This window comes from Paenarthrobacter sp. 4246 (assembly GCF_040546855.1).
Taxonomy (GTDB): Bacteria; Actinomycetota; Actinomycetes; order Actinomycetales; family Micrococcaceae; genus Arthrobacter.
Genome location: NZ_JBEPOP010000007.1, coordinates 43,774 through 61,121, shown reverse-complemented (window position 1 = coordinate 61,121; position 17,348 = coordinate 43,774). Strand labels below are relative to the sequence as shown.

Genomic DNA, 17,348 nt, shown 5'->3' with positions numbered 1-17,348 from the left:
GAGCAAAAGAACGACGGCGGGTGGTGCCCGCCGTCGCTCTTTAGTCTTGTTGTGGTTGCTTTGCCGCTAGATGATCGTATTCATGACGTTCCAGCCGGAACCGACCTGGACCCGGGGGAGCCAGCCGAGTTTGCCGTTACCGGGGTAGAGCCAGAGGGTGCCGGCGGAGTCGCGGGACAGAAGGTCCACGTTGCCGTCGCCGTTGAAGTCGCCGGGGCCAACGATTGCGGTCATGGCGTTCCAGCCCCAACCAATGGTCGCGGAATTCCAGAACTGGAACATTGAATCCTCATAGCCAGGATCCAGGATCAGGTTTCCGGCAGCGTCCTTGAATATGACGTCTTGGAAACCGTCCTTGTTGAAGTCCCCCGGGGCGGTGAAGGAGAGCCCGGCAGGCCAGTATGAACCTTCAGAGTCGATGGGGAACCAACCACCTTTCCCGTTGCCCGGATAAATGAGCATCCCTGACCACTCCGAGGTGCCTAAGAGATCAGGATTACCGTCCAGGGTGAAGTCACCGATGGCGATGATGTCCCTGATACTGTTCCAATCTTGGCCAACTTTGACCCGGGAAAGCCACCCGCCGTTGCCGTTGCCTGGGTACATCCACAGGATTCCATCGGAGCCACGTGCAAGAAGGTCGGCCCTTCCGTCCCCATTGAAGTCACCCGGCGCCACGATGCTCGTCATCACATTCCAGCCTTGGCCGACTTGCTTGCGGGAAAGCCAGCCGCCAGAGCCGTTTCCGGGATAGAGCCATAATCCTCCACCGGCATCCCGGGCCAGCACGTCAGGCTTGCCGTCGCCTGTAAAGTCGTGCCGAATGTCCTGGGGCTTGATGGTAAGTCCGAAGGTTGCGGTGACGGCGTCCGGCTGGGTTCCGTTTGAGGCAGCCACTTTGAAGTAGAACGTTCCTGCCGCTGAGGGAACCCCGCTGAGCAGTCCCGCCTCATTGATGGTCAGCCCTGCTGGAAGAGAGCCTGCGGAGATCTTGAACTTGGGAGTAAGGGAACCTTTCGCGGCAAACTGGTGTCCATAGTAGGAGCCCACCTGCCCCTTCGCCGGTGGCGGACCCGATGTAAAGGAGGGTGCCACGTCCCTGCCATCGACGACATCCACTCGTTCGATATTCGCGACGTAGACCCTGTTCGTCGCGGCATTCACGGCAATGGCTCTGGCGTAACCCCATGAGTCGTTTCGTACGATTCCAGTTGACTTCGTGTCTGTGCTGAAGACACCGACCGCTCCGTTGCTGTCCGCGAAATAGATCTTGTTCGTTGATGTGTTGATAGCAGTGTGCAACGGGTCGACGCCCAGAGCATAGGACTTTGTCGCGTTCGTGGCCCCATCAATTTCTGTCATGGCCGTTCCAGGAGCTTGATGCGCGACGTAAATCCGGTTGGTTTTGTCGTTGATTTCGAGATGTCGTGGGTCGGACGTAACTCGGATCGTCGTGGCTGTGTCTGCTATGCCGTCGATGATTGACACGCTTCCAGGTGTCGCGTGGTTTTCCGGGGCGTGGACGACGTAGACCTTATTGGTTGCGCGGTTTACCCCGATGTCGCGGATCCAAGCGGTCTCCGTGGTAGCTAGCTGCAGATCGAGTGCCCGCAAGCGCATGGTGGTCAGGTCCAAGACTGCAAATTGATCGAGCCACGAACTGATGTAGAGCTTGTTGTTCGAAGGATTGATGGCCAGAACCGCGGCCTGGATGTCAACGGGAATGGTGCTCATGGCGTTGTTTGTGCCATTGATGACGACTATCTCGCGGCCATTGGCCACGTAGACGAGGTTGGTTGACTCGTTGACCACAAGTGCGGCGCTGAAGCCTCCGGTTTCGACAGTCGTAAGGCTGTTGGTTGCACCGTCAATAATCGTCACGTAACCGTCGCGGTGACCAATGTAAATCTTGTTCGTCTTCGTGTTCACTACGGCCGCTTCGGGGCTGGGGCGGGTAACGAGGACAGTTGCCTTGTTCGTGGCCCCGTCGATTACCGAAACTGTCTGGCTTTTTGAGTTCGGCACGTAGATCTTGTTTGTCAGGGGGTTCACCGCGAGTTTGGCCGGACTCAAGCCCACGGCAACTGATCCAACCACTGTGTCTGCATTCGCGGGCGCAGTGCCGATACCTGCCACAACGACTGCTGCGGAGATGATCGCCAGTATCAGACGAAGGAGACGCCGTGCCGCTGCCCGGGTGAACGGCGATGTGGATTTGCGAGCAAGCAATGCTCAACCCCCCATTAATACGGGACGCGACTATCGCGTCAACCAGCGAATCCTACAGCCCCTACGGCCCGCATTGTGATGCGCGTCGCATTATTTCGACTCGCGGCCCGGGTTGCCCCAACGCACCGCACCCCCACGAAAGTTCCCCTTTGTCCCAACATGAAGCGCATCTTCACAGCTTTTGTCACGCTTGTCACATCTTGTTGTCATTAACAGTGACAGGTTCCGTAGCTTGGAAGGGTCAGCATTCCCAAGCTCAAGGATCACCATGCCGCAGCCCAACGATTCCGCTACCGTCCCCACTGACTCCCACAGCCCGCCGGGAAAGAACCGGGGCATAGGTGCCGCCAAGCCAAGCTTCCTCAGCAACCTCGGCGCGGATCTTCCCGCGTCCCTCGTAGTCTTCCTCGTCGCACTCCCACTTTCGCTGGGTATTGCCGCCGCCTCCGGAGCCCCTGTCATGGCAGGCCTCATCGCCGCAGCAGTAGGTGGAATCGTCGCTGGCAGCCTGGGCGGGTCCCCACTGCAGGTGAGCGGCCCCGCAGCCGGCCTGACCGTCGTCGTCGCCGGTCTTGTGGACGAATTCGGCTGGGCGGTGACGTGTGCCATCACGGTCGGCGCCGGCGTCGTGCAGTTACTGATGGGTGTCAGCCGCATTGGCCGGGCCGCGCTGGCAGTGTCGCCCGTGGTGGTCAAGGCGATGCTCGCCGGCATCGGCATCACCATCATCCTGCAGCAACTCCACGTGCTGCTCGGCGGCCAAGCGGCTGGGTCCGCCGTCGAAAACCTGACAGCCCTGCCAGCGGCCATCACCAACGTGGAGCTGCACTCGGCGCTGCTGGGGCTTGCCGTTGTTGCCATCCTGATGGCCTGGAAGTACTTGCCAGCGGCGGTGCGAAAAGTGCCTGGGCCGTTGGCCGCCGTCGTTGCCGTCACTGCCCTGTCCGTGGCGGTAGCCCCAAACGTTGAACGCATCAGTTTCAGCGGATCCATTTTCGACGCCGTCGCCCTCCCAAGCCTGCCCGACGGCAACTGGCGCGCAGCGGGCATGGCCGTCATCACGGTCGCCCTGATCGCGAGCATCGAATCGCTCCTGTCAGCGGTCGCCGTCGACAAAATGCACGGCGGTTCCCGCACCAACCTCAACCGTGAATTGGTGGGCCAAGGTTCCGCCAACGTCGTCTCCGGCATGCTCGGCGGACTCCCGGTGACCGGTGTGATTGTCCGCAGCGCCACCAACGTTGAAGCCGGCGCGAAAAGCCGCACCTCCGCCATCCTGCACGGCGTCTGGGTCCTCGTCTTCTCCGCCCTGTTCGCAGGGCTCATCCAACTCATTCCGCTCTCCGTGCTGGCCGGCCTGCTGCTGGTCATCGGCGCGAAGCTCATCAAGGTCGCCGATATCCGGACCAGCCTCCGCACTGGTGAGCTCCTGGTGTATAGCGTCACCTTGGTGTGCGTCGTGGTCCTCAACTTGCTCGAAGGCGTCATGATCGGCCTGGCCCTCGCTGCCCTGTGCGTGCTGTGGCGCGTACTCCGCCCGCAAATCCACGCGCATGCACCAGCCGGCTCGGGCCTGCCGTGGCGCGTCACCATCGCCGGATCGTGCAGCTTCTTCGCTTTGCCCCGGCTCAACCGCGTCCTGCACTCTGTGCCCGAAGGCCAGGACGCCGTGGTGGAACTCAATGCCGACTACCTGGACCACGCCTTCCGCGAAGCCTTGGTCGCCTGGCAGAAGCAGCACCGGAACACCGGTGCCTCGGTAATCCTTGAGGAACACGGCACCACCGCCTTCACCGATGCCGAGGATAACACCCCGCAGCGGCAGGACCCGCGCGAATTCCCGCTGCCCCCGCGCACGTCCTGGCTGCCGTCCGGCGACGGTCCAACAGCGGACGACGACGGCGGGCAGCCGCCGCTGCGGTCCATCCTCCTGGGCATCGACAAATACCATCGCCGGCACGCAGACAAGGTCCGCCCCCTGGTTCAGGGCCTCACCGAAAGACAGAACCCGGACACCCTCTTCGTGGCGTGCGTCGATTCCCGCGTCAACCCCAACCTGATCACCAGCAGCGGACCGGGTGACCTTCTCACGCTCCGCAATATTGGCAACGTGGTGTGCAGCGATGGCCGGGATGCCTCCATCGACTCCGCGCTGTCCTTTGCGGTCAAGGCGCTGTCAGTGGACTCAATCGTCATCTGCGGCCACTCCAATTGCGGCGCCATGAAGGCCGTCATTGCTGATGCTGAGGGCTCTGCACCGGCTCTGGGTTCCGGCTTCGATTCGTGGCTGGAGCACGCTCGGCCCAGCTACTCGGCGTTGCTCGCCGACCACCCCGTTGCCCGTGCGGCCGAGGCCGACGGCTACAGCAAGCTGGACCAGCTGAGCATGGTGAACATTGCGATGCAGCTCCGGAAGTTGGAGGACCACCCCGTCACTGGGCCGGCTCTCGCCTCGGGCAACGTGCGGGCCACCGGGTTGTTCTACGACATCTCAACGGCCCGGGTTGTGCTGGTGACTCCTGAAAGCATCGAACAGCTGGATCCGAGCATGGCGGTTCGTTCGTAGCCGGCGGCGCGTGCCCCCACCACCCACTTTGGGCTCCGCGGCCCCCGACACGCCCTGTTGGCGGCGCGTCGGGGGCCGTCGCCGTTTCAAAGCAGGTGGTGGGGGTACCTCCATTAACCACGCCAATGTGCGGAATACTGGAACCACGATGTCCGGCAGGCGAGGGCTGCCGGGCGAGGAGGTGGCAGATACGTGATTGCCGAGAATAACGCCTTCAGGCGGCGACTTGAGCGAGGTGCCGAACTGCGGGCCGTCCGGTCGTGGGGCGGTAACGCGGAGGAAGACGCAGAGCTCGAGGCCGCCGATGCCGAGGAACGCGAGAAACGCCGGAAGGTGGACGACGCCGCCCGGGTTGAGTACCTCATCCGGGACGCCATGAACCAGGGCAAGTTCGACAACCTCAAATACGCCGGCAAACCAATCCCCGGGTTGGGGGAGCACTACGATCCAGACTGGTGGGTCAAGGGCCTCATCCAACGCGAACGTCTCAGCGGGATCAGTCCGCCGGCCATTCTGCTCCGGATTGAGGACTCCGAACTCGATGCCAAGCTGGACCAGCAGTACACAGAGAAACAGGTCCGGGACATCCTTGAGGACTTCAACAAACGCGTTATCGAGGCCCGGCGACAACTCCAAGGCGGGCCTCCGGTGATCACCCAGCTCCGCGACGTAGACGCTGAACTGGAAAAGTGGCGGGAACGCAGGTCAGCCGCAGCTCCGCCGGAGCCGGAACCCGAGCAGCCGGGCAAGCGGACGTGGTGGCAGCGGATCTGGAACGGCTCCGGCTAGCCCAACTAAGTAACAGCACACGTCCCAGTCAGCCTCAGTGGGGCGTTTGCTGTTACCTACTTGGGTGGGCGCGCACAAACAGCAGCCGACGGCGGGACCCAGGTTCCGCCGTCGGCTGCTGTTTGGTGAGGGTGCCGTCAGGCGAAGCTGTCTTCCTTGGCCTCTTCGGGCTTCCGCCTGATCAAAGCAGACAGGTGCGCCTGCTGCTGGCGGAAGTGGCCGTGGGCGGTGAGGCCGAACTCGTAGGCGGACTCGGCGTGCTGGGTGAGGTCAACGCCGGTGACTTCGTGCTCGTGGGCCACGCGGAAGCCGATGGTCTTGTGGATGGCCCGGCCGATGACCAGCGTTCCCAGGCCGGAGAGCGCAATGGTGACCAGGACGGCCATGGTCTGGGCAATGAGTTGCTGCGGTCCGCCGCCGTAGAGGAGGCCGCCGGCCGTGCCCTCGGTGGGGAAGGCGATGAAGCCGAGGGAGATCGTGCCGATGACGCCGGCACCGAAGTGAACGCCCACAACGTCGAGGGAGTCGTCGAAGCCGAACTTGTACTTCAGGTCAACGAACACTGCGCACGCAGCGCCGGCCACGAGACCCAGGCCAAGAGCTGCGAGCGGGGTGATGTTGGCGCAGGACGGGGTGATGGCCACGAGGCCGGCCACCACGCCGGACGCCGCGCCCAAGGAAGTGGGGTGACCGTGGCGGACCTTCTCGACGACCAGCCAGCTCAGCATCGCCGCGGCCGGGGTGACCAGGGTGTTGACCCAGATGAGGCCCGCCTGCTCCACCGTGGCGGCGGCTCCGCCGTTGAATCCGAACCAGCCGAACCAGAGGATGGCTGCGCCGATCATGATGAACGGCACGTTATGTGGGCGGTGGTTGGGGTCCTTGGCGAATCCGTGACGCTTACCCACGATCAGTGCGAGGACGAAAGCGGCGGTTCCGGAGCTGACCTCAACCACTGCGCCACCGGCGAAGTCGATGACCTGGCCGAAGATCTGGGTGAGGGCACCCCCTGCACTCATCAGGCCGCCGCCCCAGATCATATAAGCCAGCGGGCAGTAAACCACCGTCACCCAGATCGGCACGAACAAGGCCCAAGCGCCGAACTTGGCACGGTCGGCGATGGCCCCGCTGATGAGGGCCACGGTAATGATCGCGAACGTAGCAGCGAAGCCTGCCTTGATGAGGTCCGGTGAACCCATGAGGTCCTGCAGGCCGAAGTGTGCAAATGGGTTGCCGAACAGGCCGAGGAAGCCGTCGCCGGTGGTCATCGAGTAGCCCCACAGGACCCAGACAACACCAACGATGCCTGCCGAGATGAAGCTCATCATGATCATGTTCAGAGCTGCCTTGGCGCGGGTCATGCCGCCGTAGAACAGGCCGAGGCCCGGGGTCATGAAAAGCACCATTGCCGATGACAACATCAGCCAGACGTGTTGCGCAGAGATCTCCACCTGCGTTCCCTTCAAGCTTGTCCGAAACGGGACCGCTGTTGCACGGCCCACACCAACCCCCCGATCAATATTCGGTGAGCTATGTTTCCGACTCAGAAGAGCTAAGTTGCAGGTAAGTTACAGAAATCCACCGTTCGTGAAGATCACGTCACTGGTGTGTTTCGGGAATGTTAACGGCGCTTCTCGCGACCCCCGGCTGGGTAACCGCCGCGACGGCTGGCAATGATGATCGCCAGCGCAATCGCAGTGGGAACCGCGGCCGCCAACGGCACCAGCGGCGCGCCCACGGTGGTGAGGGCGAAGGCTCCGTACACAGCACCGACGGCGATGCCCAGTTGGATGGTTACCACGGTCAGTCCGTTGGCAGCATCCTTGTGCTCACCGCCTGCACGGAGAATCGCCGCCTGGTTGTAGATGCCCACCGCACCGAACGCGATGCCCCAGAGCGTCATCAGTCCAAACGCGCCCACCCAGGTGCCGCCGAGCGCGGGGAGTAAGGCGAAAGCAAGGGTCAAGAGTCCGACGGCGGCAATCACCGAGGTGCGCGGGCGGGTGTCCGCGGTCATGCCGGCAATCCAGATACCCACCAGGCTGGCGATGCCCACCACGGAAAGGGACAGGCTCGTAGCGGATTCCGGCAGCCCGGAGGCGAGGAGGAACGGGGCAACGTAGGTGAAGAGTGTGAAATGGGCCAGCAGCAGGAGCGGCCATGCGATGGCGATGGCGATGACGCCGGGCAGTTTCATGGCTGCCCGGAGGGATGGGGTCTTCTGGCTGGCTTGGTCATGAGCGCCGGGGAGAAGCCAGAAAGCCAACACTGCCAGCAGGACACCGACCCCGGCCAGGACCAGGAACGAGGTGCGCCAGGTCATGAGCGAACCCATCAGCGTCCCGATGGGAGCACCGACGGCCAACGCGATGCTGTTGCCACTGAAGACCACAGCCATGGCTTTGCCCACGGAATGTGCGGGGACGATACGGGCCACATACGGTGCCATGCTGGACCACAACATGCCGTGGGCGATGCCGCCAAGGAGCCTCGCCCCGATCGCCCAACCCAAGGAGGGACTGAAAGCCAGGAGCACGTTGCTGAGGGCGAAGGCCAGCACGGTGGCAATGAGCAGGGTCTTCCGGGGAAGCCGTCCGGCGAGGAACCGGGACAGAGGGAGGGCCGTGAAAACGATGATGGCCGCATAAACCGCGGTCAGTGAACCCACCGCCGACTCGTCCACTCCGAGGTCGCGGCTGATTTGGGGAAGCAAGCCCGAGGGCAGGAGTTCTGTGGTTACAGCCGTGAACCCTGCCGCCGCCAGAACCAGAAGGCCACCCCACGGGATCTTCTTGGGGAGTTGGGCTGCAGCTGCTGACGCGTCGGGCGATTGCGGCGATTGCGTAGCGGCGACCAAAGGGTCCTGCTTCAAAGATTGCTCCTCAAGAGTGAGTCATGGCTGTTCAAGGGATTCCTACCAACGTTATGCAGCCACGGCGATGCAAGGGAGTCTCTGTCAGAAACCCCCTCCGGGCCAACACACTTTGTTCGTCAGGCATTCCTCGCGCAGACTGGGCCTGTGAAGCCCTTCCTTTTGCTGGCCACCCGCGCCGAAGACGCAGCAGCCGATGACGAGTACCAGGCCTACCTCAGGTACTGCGGCCTGAAACCGGAAGAACTTGTCCGTATCCGGCTGGAATCCGGGCCTTTGCCGCCCCTTGAACTGTCGGACTTTTCCGGGGTGATTGTTGGCGGCAGCCCCTACACGTCCAGCGATCCTGTGGAGGAGAAGAGCGCAGCCCAGATCCGGGTTGAGGCTGAACTCTCATCGCTCCTGGACCGAATCGTGGCCGAGGACTTCCCGTTCCTGGGTGCCTGCTACGGCGTCGGGACCCTGGGCGTGCATCAGGGAGCCGTCATCGATCGCCGCTTTGGCGAACCTGTGGGGCCTACGGAGATCACTCTCACCGTTGACGGGGAGCGTGACCCCATGCTCCGGGGTGTCCCGCGCACCTTCGACGCCTTTGTGGGTCACAAGGAAGCGTGCAGCGAATTACCCGATCATGCCGTGCTGTTGGCCAGCTCGGCGGCCTGCCCGGTGCATATGTTCCGCATCAAGAACAACCTCTACGCCACGCAATTCCACCCCGAACTGGACGCCGACGGGCTCATCACGCGCATCAACATCTATAAGAACGCAGGCTATTTCCCGCCCCACGAGGCCGACGAACTCATCGCCGCCGCCCTCGAATCATCCGTGACGGAGCCCATGCGGGTGCTCAGGAACTTCACGGAGCTGTACGCCCGCTAGCCCATCCGTTGTGGGGCCTGCTCTGCGTCCCATTTGGGGCGCGAAGCGGGCAGAGCGGGCCTGGCAACGATGGGGTGGGTGTGTTGTGGGGCCTGCTCTGCGTCCTTCGTTCAAGGGATGCCGCGCAGAGCGGGCCTGGCAACGCAAACGCCCGACGGCGTCAGTCGCCGTCGAGCGTTTCCGTCCCCCCAAGGGTCGGCTACTTCAGCCGGGCCGCGAGATCTTCCCCAACAGCGAAGGCACGGGTGATCGCGGAACCAAGGGTGGCGCCGCCGCCGGGGTAGTTGTTGCGGAAGACCCCGGCCGAGACGTTGCCCGCCGCATAAAGTCCCGGAATGGCCTGCTGCCGATGGTCCAGGACGCGACCACTGAAGTCCGTAGCCAACCCGCCCGACGTGCCGAGTACGCCTGCCCTGATGGGAACCGCGTAAAACGGTGGAACCAGCAAGGGCGCCAGACAAGGATTGGGGGTGTTCCCGGCATCGCCCAGGAATCGGTCCTGGGCAGTGGCGCCCCGGCCGAATTCCGTGTCAACGCCGAGAAGCGCCTCGGCGTTGAACCGGGAAACCGTGGCATCGAGACCGGCTGGGTTGATGCCCACCTCCCTGGCCAGGAGTTCCAGGCTGGGCGCGGACACCATCCACTTTGCGGGTTCGCCCGGCGAGGAGCCCGCCACCGGGTATTTGGCCACAAAGGCGGCATCAAACACCAACCACGCCGGGTTGTTCTGTTGCCTGCCCGTATGCGGGTTGATGGACGCGAAGACCCTGCTGGCGTCGTGATAGTTGAGCGCCTCGTTGACGAAGCGTTTGCCGTCGCTGTTCACGGTGATTGATCCCGGCAACGTCATTTCCACGTTTCCCATGCGGCCGGACTGATGCCCGTCGTACTGATGGGCCGCCGTCGAAATCACCGGAACGCCCCACACTGCCGTCATGTCCTCCACAGCCGCACCGGCCTTGAGCCCGAGTTCCAAGCCGTCGCCCTCGTTGGACGGGGCGCTGATGGGCGTCACCTGATACGGCAAGAACGCGCTGCGAAGCCGCGGATTCCATTCGAACCCACCAGAGGCAAGCACGACGGCGGTCGCGGCCACAGGCGCGTCGGCGGAAACCCCGCCGAGACGCACGCTCCACCCTGCGCCTGATTCGGACAAGTCCTGCACAGGACTGGACACCACAAGGTGCACGCCCCGGTCCGCAGCGCTCGCCACCAGGCTCCCCACCAAGGCGCCGCCCATGGTCCGGATCCCCGTGGACGTTCGGTGTTCCAGCAGCAACGGATCAGCGGCGCGGCCGTTGAGTTCATCGCGTTCGGTCATGGTGAGCAGCGGGAAATACGACGACGGCCGTATCAGCTCCGAAAGACCGGGGTATTCCTGGGGATCGAAAGCATTGTTGTCCAGGCCACGACCGCCGTCCGCGGATCCTTTCCATTCCATGTGGTAATCCGGGCGGGCGATGGGAACCATGGACACTTTGGTGTTCCGGTTCAGGAAGTCCACGGACCGCGGCGCAGTGGCCACGTACCACTCGATTTCCTGGGCCGTCATCACGTGGCCGGCTGCCTCCGTGAGGTAAGCGACGCCGTCGGCATGGCTGTCCTGGTACCCGGCAGCCTTGGCGAGGTGGTTGTTCGGTGCCCACATCACGCCGCCACCGGCAGCCGTGGTGCCGCCCAGCAGCGGCGCCTTCTCCACCACCAGGACGCTCAGTCCGGCATCGGCAGCACGGACGGCGGCCACCAGTCCGGCGGCGCCACTGCCCATGATCACGACGTCGTAGCTTGCCTTGAGTTGTTCGGGCGCGGTGACGATTGAGGTGCTCATGCGACGCTTCCCGCAGGCATCTCGACGACGATCTTGCCGATCTTCCCGGTTCGTCCCTGCATCAGTCGGTACGCCTTTTGCACGTCCGCAAAGGCGAAGCGGTGGGTCATGAGGGCGCGTGCCTGTTCAGGGTGACGGGACAGCAGGGCGAGCCCGTCGGGGATGAGGTTGAGGCTCATCCGGCTGCCCATGAGATCCAGCTCCTTGTAGGGGATGTCCTTCATGGAGACGTTGGCTTGCCGCGGCGAGATGCCCACCTGGACAATCCGGCCAGCGCTGGCGACCAGCCTGATGGCATTCTCCAAGGAGGAAGGAACCCCGGTGGCTTCAATGACCAGTTGCGGCCCGTACCCATCGGTCATGGAGTCCAGGCGCTGTGCTTGCTGTTCATCCGGGAAGTCGCTTCCCGGCCTCACCAGCAGTGTTTCCGCGGCGCCGAACCCGACAGCAAGATCCAGCCGGTGTTGCTCGGTATCGGCGCAGATCACCGTGACTCCACACTCCGTCAGGTACAGCGTGGCCAGCAATCCGATGGGACCGCTTCCCAATACCAGCGCGGTTTCGCCGGACTCGGGCCGGCCACGGTTGACGGCCTGCATGGCGATGGAGGCGGGTTCACCCATGGCGGCGATGTCCAGCGGGAGATCGTCGGGAACGGGGCAGAGCTTCTCCACCGGGACGCTGATCAGTTCTGTTAGAGCCCCGTCCGAGTAGCAGCCCAGGCATCCCACGTTCTGGCAGACGTTGTACCGGCCGGTGAGGCACGGGCGGCACCCGCCGCAATAGACGATGGGGTTGACGGCAACGCGGTCGCCGATGCTGATGTCCTGAACTGCGCCATTCCCGTTGCGGGTGTTCCCCGGTGCGAGGGCCTCCACGATGCCGGAGAACTCATGGCCTTGGACCAAGGGAAGCTCCGTGGGGTAGTCGTCCTCCCAGATATGGAGGTCGGTGCCGCAGAGGGTGACGTTGTGGACCCGGACCAGGGCGTGGCCCGGTTCAAGGATGGGCTCAGGAGAATCCCGAAAAGCAATGGTCTCCTTGGAGACGGTGATCGCGGACAGCACTGGTGGACCTCAGTTCTGCGCGGCCGGCTGCGCGGCCTCAGCGCCGAAGAAGATGTTCCAGAGCCGCACGGTCCGTTCATCAATGAGCCCCGCTTGATGGAACGGGTCCTGGTCCATGAGGGCTTCGACGTCGGCTTTGGTGTCCCCGGCGATGATCAGCAGAGCGCCAGGCGATTCCTCCGGACCGAAAGGGCCGCTCTTGAGAAGGCGGCCGCCGTCGAACTGGGCTTTGAGGAACTCCACGTGAGCGGGGCGGACTGCATCCCTGCCGGCGGACGTCGAGTCGGAATAGGTATATGTAACGGCAAACGTGGCCACGAGGTTGTCCTCTTCATTGAGTGCGTAGGGCTTTTCTCAATGCTGGGCAACGCATTAGCTCTTGTCCAATACTTAGTTGATCTCTCACTATGTGCAGAAAACACATAGTTGACTAGTCGGCGGGTGTTGGCAGTACTTCCTCGGCCAGTTGGATTGCCGCCCGGACGGCTGGCGACATGGAGCCCGGTTTCCAGGCGAGTCCGGAAATCAGGAGGACGTCGTCACCTTGAAGCGGCAGGAAGACGATGCCCGCAGGCATGATCCCTGCAATGGACCCGGGCATCAGGCTGATGCCCACTCCACCGGCCACCAGGGACAGTGCCGTGTAGGGGTCGGAGACCTCCTGGGCGATCCTGGGGCGGAACCCGGCGGCAGCACACGCAGCGAAGGTGACCTCACGCAGCGTGGACCCCTGGGCGGCAGGCATGGTGATGAACGGATCACCGGCCAGCTCGGCCATTTCCACGGAGGCCTGTCCGGCAAGGGGGTGGTCTGCCGGCAGGGTAACCCCCAGGCGCTCAATGGCAATCCGGCGGGTGGCCAGCGACGGAGCGTCGATGGGTAGGCCGATAAAGGCCAGGTCCAGTGCACCGTTGCCCAGTTGGTGAAGTGCTTCCTGGGTCAGCAAGCCTCCCCGCAGCGTCACGTCGAGTTGCGGGTAGTGCTGGCGCAGGGCCCGTGTCAGTGGGGGAAGCGTGGCATGGTTCAGCGCACCCGAGAAACCGATGGCGAGCTTGCCATAGACGGTCCCCGTTCCGGCGCTGACAGCCCTGCGTGCCAGGTCCACTTCGTCCAGGATCCGGCGTGCGTGCGGCAACAGGGAATGCCCGGCCGGGGTCAGCGTGACGGACCGGGTGTTGCGCACAAAGAGCGGTGCGCCCAAGCCCTTTTCGAGCTTCTTGATGGTTTGGCTCAACGGCGACTGGGCCATGCGGAGCCGTTCTGCCGCCCTGCCGAAGTGCAATTCCTCCGCTACTGCCAGGAAGGCCTCAATTTGCCGCAGTTCCACGTTGCCTCCCGGATTCTCGCGCTTCAGTGCAAGGCTATATTGGGTTTGAGGTCCGCGATGCAGCCGACCGGAAAAGCACTACGGAGGCATCATGGCCAACTCGGCGTCGGGGGAGTCCGTGATCGAACGCGTCGTGAAGATCATGGATGCGTTTTCCAAAGGCCAGCCGTGGCTTCCCCTGAAGGACATGATCCGGATTACCGGAATGTCCCGCAGCACGGTGCATCGCCTGGCCATGGACTTGGCAGCCAACGGACTTCTGGAGCGCAACCCGGCCGGCGAGTTCGGCGTTGGAATGAAGATGTGGGAACTGGCCTCCCGCAGTAATCCCCTGGAGGAATTCCGGCGTCGCGGTTTGCCGTTCTTGGAAGGTGTCCACGCGGCCGTTCGTGAACACGTGGCCCTGTCCATTCCGGACGTGGAAACCAACAGTGTTCTTTACCTCGAACGCCTGGACCGGCATGGAACGGTCATGAACCTGGCGGAGGTTGCCGGCCGTCTGGACATCCATACGACGTCGTCGGGAATGGCCATGATGGCGCACATGCCGGGCTGGGTTCAGGACCGGTTCCTGGCGGGAAAGCTGGAGAAGACCACACAGGCAACGGAGGTGGACCCTGCCAGGATCAGGAGCCACCTCGCCCAGATCCGCGAGCGTGGCTATGCCCGTTTGGTGGGTGTCCTGGTGGAGGAAAACACGGCCTATTCCGTACCGGTTTTTGGCCAAGGCCAGGCCGTCATAGGTGCCATTTCCGTCGTCGTGCCTTCTGTGGACGAGGACGCCGGGCTGATACTCCCGGTCCTGGTGGCCGCAGGCCGCGGCTTGTCCCGGACCATGGGTGCTGAACGCCGGCCTTACGGCTCCCGTCCGTGGTTGTCCCACCAGGAGCCATGAGGGGTCAGAAAAGAGACCTGTCCCGTTCAACGGGAAGTTGAGCCGCTGCGTGTGACCTAGGTCCTAAAGTCGGTTCCAGAGGAACAATCGCCTGTGATCTGGAGCACAGCTACGGGAGTCGTTATCAACGGCCACCGGGCGGGCTGCACAACAAAGCAGCAGCCGGCGGTTTGTGCCTCGTCCAATTCTTTGCCGGGCAAGGCACCATGGCGGTGCCTCTTCCCGCGGCACTCAATGAGGAGACAGTATGGGACACGTGCAGCAGCACTCGCCCTCGGACGTCAACAATGCGGCCTCGCCGCTTGGAACAGGGCCGGTTGGAACAGAGCCGGTTGAACACGTCAAAATGCCCAAGAAGGCGGCACTGGCCTCCTTCCTTGGATCCACCCTGGAGTACTACGACTTTTTCATCTACGGCACTGCCGCCGCCCTGATCTTCCCCAAGATCTTCTTCCCCGGCGGCGACCCCGTAGTGGCATTGCTCGGAGCCATGGCGACGTTCGGCGTGGGCTACCTTGCCCGGCCACTCGGTGGCTTGGTGATGAGCCACTACGGTGACAAGATCGGCCGGAAGCAGGCACTGATGGTCACGCTGGTGATCATGGGCGTAGCCTCCATCGGCATCGGATTCCTGCCCACATATGGACAAATCGGCTACTGGGCAACGGCGTTGTTGCTGGTGGGCCGGCTGGCCCAGGGCTTCTCTGCCGGCGCTGAAGCCGCAGGTGCCTCCACCCTCACCATGGAACACTCACCAGAAGGCCGCCGCGCGTTCTTCACCAGCTTCGTGATGACCGGATACGCCTCTGGAATGGTGCTGTCCACGGTCGTCTTTATCCCGTTGGCAGCCCTGCCCGAAGAGCATCTGCTCAGCTGGGGCTGGCGCGTGCCGTTCTGGCTCTCGGTAGTAGTGCTTGCGGTGGCCTACTGGATCCGGACCCGCTTGGATGAGCCCCCGGTGTTCGAGGAAATCGTGGAGCATGACAAGCCCAAGGCCATTCCCGCCGTCGCGGTCATGAAAACCCAGTGGCGAGACGTCCTGCGTGTTGGCGTAGTGATGCTGTTCTCCGTCATGCAGACCACTTTCACCGTGTACGCACTGGCCTACGCCACCGGCCCCGCCGTAGGGATCGACCGCACCCTCATGCTCACCGTGAACGCCGTGACCATCGGCCTGTCCATGGTGACCATCCCCATCTCGGCCATGATCTCGGACCGCGTTGGCCGCAAGAAGGTCCTCCTGGTGGGTGCCGTTGGCTGCGCACTGACCACCATCGGCTACTTCTGGGCCATCAGCGAGCAGAACATCCCCTTGATCTTCCTGTTCGGTTTCCTGAACATGACCGTCTTCTACTCCTGCTGGAACGGCGTGTGGACGGTGTTCTTCCCTGAGATGTTCCCCGCGGCGGTCCGCTACTCCGGCATGGCGATCGGCAGCCAGATTGGCCTGATCCTGGCTGGCTTCGCACCGGCCATCGCAACCCTCTTGGCCCAGTCCGGTCCGAACGGTTGGTGGCCTGTAGCGGGCTTCACCATCCTGTGCCTGGCCGCCTCGGCCATCGCTATAATGACAGCCCGCGAAACCTACAACGTCCCGCTGGAGGACCTTGGCAAGCCGCGGATTTCCGTCAAGTAGCCAGGTCGCAAGCAGAACACAACGCACGACGCCGGGCGGCAGCTCGCGCCGCCCGGCACCGTCCCTTACGTACTCACCCAAGCAACTGACTCATATGTCCCGAAAGTTGGATCACCCCATGACCTCGCAAGCACCGGCAACCCGCACGTTCCGCGTAGGAATCGCAGGTTGCGGGGCCATTTCCCGCAACCATCTGGAAGCTTTCAGCGCCTTGGACAACGTCCAGGTGGTGGGCGTCTGCGATGTGGATCCGGACCGGGCCTCGGCAACAGCCAAGACCTGGGGAGTCCCGAACGCGGTTACCGGCGTGGACGAACTCCTCGCCCTGGACCTGGACATCGTTTCCGTCTGCACGCCGCACCCCACCCACGAAGACGTGGTGCTGCGGGCAGCCGCAGCCGGGGTCAACGTTCTCTGTGAGAAACCCATAGCTACCAAACTGGAGTCTGCCGAACGCATGGTGGAAGTCTGTGAAGAAGCCGGAGTCCAGCTGGGGGTCCTTTTCCAGCGCCGTTTCTGGCCGGCGTCGCAGAAGATCCGCACCGCGATTGACGACGGCACCTTGGGCAAGGCGATCATGGCCCAGTGTTCGGTCATGCTGCACCGCGACCCGGACTACTACAACCGCGACGCCTGGCGTGGCACGTGGGAAAACGATGGCGGCGGGGTCCTGATGTCCCAGGCCGTGCACCAGATCGACCTCCTCCAGTGGTACCTGGGGGACGTGGCCGAGGTCTACGGCAAGGTCAACACCTACCGGCACGGAGACTATGTAGAAGTAGAAGACTCCGCGACAGCGGTGATCACCTTCACTTCCGGAGCCATGGCAACGCTGGAGGCCTCCACCGCCGTATCGCCCAACCTCGGAATCCAGCTCCGCATCACCGGAGAAACGGGCGCCTCGGCTTCCCTGACGGAATTCCCGGAAGGCAGCGATGGCCGACTGGACCTGTGGGCGGTGGGTGAGCGAATCGTCGTCGAGCCTGTACACCCTGAAGGCGTTGAACCGAACGTCGACCTGTCCAGCATCAACGGCCAGCTGATCCCGTTCCACAAACTGCAGGTCAAGGACTTCGTGAAGGCGCTGGAAACCGGCACCGAACCGGCCATTACCGGCAAAGACGCGCTGAAATCCTTGCGGATCCTGCTGGCAGTCTACGAGTCCTCACGCACCGGCCAACCCGTCCGCTTCGCCGCAGTACAGCCCACCCACGCAGCCATTCCCGAGCTGCGTGGTCGCGAGAAGGTGGCTCTCTGACC

Annotated in this window: 13 protein-coding genes; 6 read left to right on the top strand and 7 right to left on the bottom strand. The window is 63.3% G+C overall.

The annotated features are described in order from the left end of the window. Positions 1–66: 66 nt before the first annotated feature. Positions 67–2,229 (bottom strand): FG-GAP-like repeat-containing protein, encoded by a 2,163-nt coding sequence (locus ABIE35_RS14330; RefSeq protein WP_354515886.1) that lies wholly within the window; start codon positions 2,227–2,229, stop codon positions 67–69. Positions 2,230–2,497: 268 nt separating this feature from the next. Here ABIE35_RS14330 and ABIE35_RS14325 point away from each other — a divergent pair, with 268 nt between their 5' ends. Together ABIE35_RS14325 and ABIE35_RS14320 are read left to right on the top strand one after the other, a co-directional pair. Further along, on the top strand, positions 2,498–4,795 hold the full coding sequence (locus tag ABIE35_RS14325; protein ID WP_354515884.1) for a SulP family inorganic anion transporter: 2,298 nt from the start codon (positions 2,498–2,500) through the stop codon (positions 4,793–4,795). Positions 4,796–4,987: 192 nt separating this feature from the next. Continuing rightward, on the top strand, positions 4,988–5,584 hold the full coding sequence (locus ABIE35_RS14320) for a DnaJ family domain-containing protein (protein WP_354515882.1): 597 nt from the start codon (positions 4,988–4,990) through the stop codon (positions 5,582–5,584). Between the two features lie 137 nt (positions 5,585–5,721). Here the strand turns inward: ABIE35_RS14320 and ABIE35_RS14315 are convergent, their stop codons facing one another. Continuing rightward, entirely contained in the window at positions 5,722–7,035 is a 1,314-nt protein-coding gene (locus ABIE35_RS14315; protein WP_354515880.1) for an ammonium transporter, read from the bottom strand. Between the two features lie 170 nt (positions 7,036–7,205). Then, positions 7,206–8,456, bottom strand: coding sequence for an MFS transporter (locus ABIE35_RS14310; protein WP_354515878.1), 1,251 nt, complete (start codon positions 8,454–8,456; stop codon positions 7,206–7,208). 147 nt (positions 8,457–8,603) lie between these two features. Here ABIE35_RS14310 and ABIE35_RS14305 point away from each other — a divergent pair, with 147 nt between their 5' ends. Further along, entirely contained in the window at positions 8,604–9,335 is a 732-nt protein-coding gene (locus ABIE35_RS14305) for a glutamine amidotransferase (RefSeq protein WP_354515876.1), read from the top strand. Positions 9,336–9,534: 199 nt separating this feature from the next. Here ABIE35_RS14305 and ABIE35_RS14300 read toward each other — a convergent pair whose 3' ends face one another. The 4 genes from ABIE35_RS14300 to ABIE35_RS14285 all read right to left on the bottom strand — a co-directional run bounded on the left by ABIE35_RS14300 (position 9,535) and on the right by ABIE35_RS14285 (position 13,557). After that, the gene (locus ABIE35_RS14300) at positions 9,535–11,163 is read right to left on the bottom strand and encodes an FAD-dependent oxidoreductase (protein WP_354515874.1); all 1,629 of its coding nucleotides are present in this window, start codon (positions 11,161–11,163) and stop codon (positions 9,535–9,537) included. Next, a complete protein-coding gene (locus tag ABIE35_RS14295; RefSeq protein WP_354515872.1) occupies positions 11,160–12,230 on the bottom strand; it encodes an alcohol dehydrogenase catalytic domain-containing protein in 1,071 nt (356 codons plus the stop codon). The genes ABIE35_RS14300 and ABIE35_RS14295 overlap by 4 nt, the downstream gene beginning before the upstream one ends. Positions 12,231–12,239: 9 nt before the next feature. Next, positions 12,240–12,548 (bottom strand): YciI family protein, encoded by a 309-nt coding sequence (locus ABIE35_RS14290; protein ID WP_354515870.1) that lies wholly within the window; start codon positions 12,546–12,548, stop codon positions 12,240–12,242. 112 nt (positions 12,549–12,660) lie between these two features. Then, positions 12,661–13,557 carry a LysR family transcriptional regulator gene (locus ABIE35_RS14285; protein WP_354515869.1) on the bottom strand — a complete coding sequence of 299 codons (897 nt, stop codon included), beginning with the start codon at positions 13,555–13,557 and terminating at the stop codon, positions 12,661–12,663. 91 nt (positions 13,558–13,648) lie between these two features. Between ABIE35_RS14285 and ABIE35_RS14280 the strand changes: the two genes are divergently transcribed. The 3 genes from ABIE35_RS14280 (at position 13,649) to ABIE35_RS14270 (ending at position 17,346) form a co-directional block, all read left to right on the top strand. Beyond that, on the top strand, positions 13,649–14,452 hold the full coding sequence (locus ABIE35_RS14280; RefSeq protein ID WP_354515868.1) for an IclR family transcriptional regulator: 804 nt from the start codon (positions 13,649–13,651) through the stop codon (positions 14,450–14,452). A gap of 247 nt (positions 14,453–14,699) precedes the next feature. After that, positions 14,700–16,088, top strand: a complete 1,389-nt coding sequence (locus tag ABIE35_RS14275) for an MFS transporter (RefSeq protein WP_354515867.1) — start codon at positions 14,700–14,702, stop codon at positions 16,086–16,088. Positions 16,089–16,206: 118 nt separating this feature from the next. Further along, on the top strand, positions 16,207–17,346 hold the full coding sequence (locus ABIE35_RS14270) for a Gfo/Idh/MocA family protein (protein WP_354515866.1): 1,140 nt from the start codon (positions 16,207–16,209) through the stop codon (positions 17,344–17,346). Positions 17,347–17,348: the final 2 nt, after the last annotated feature.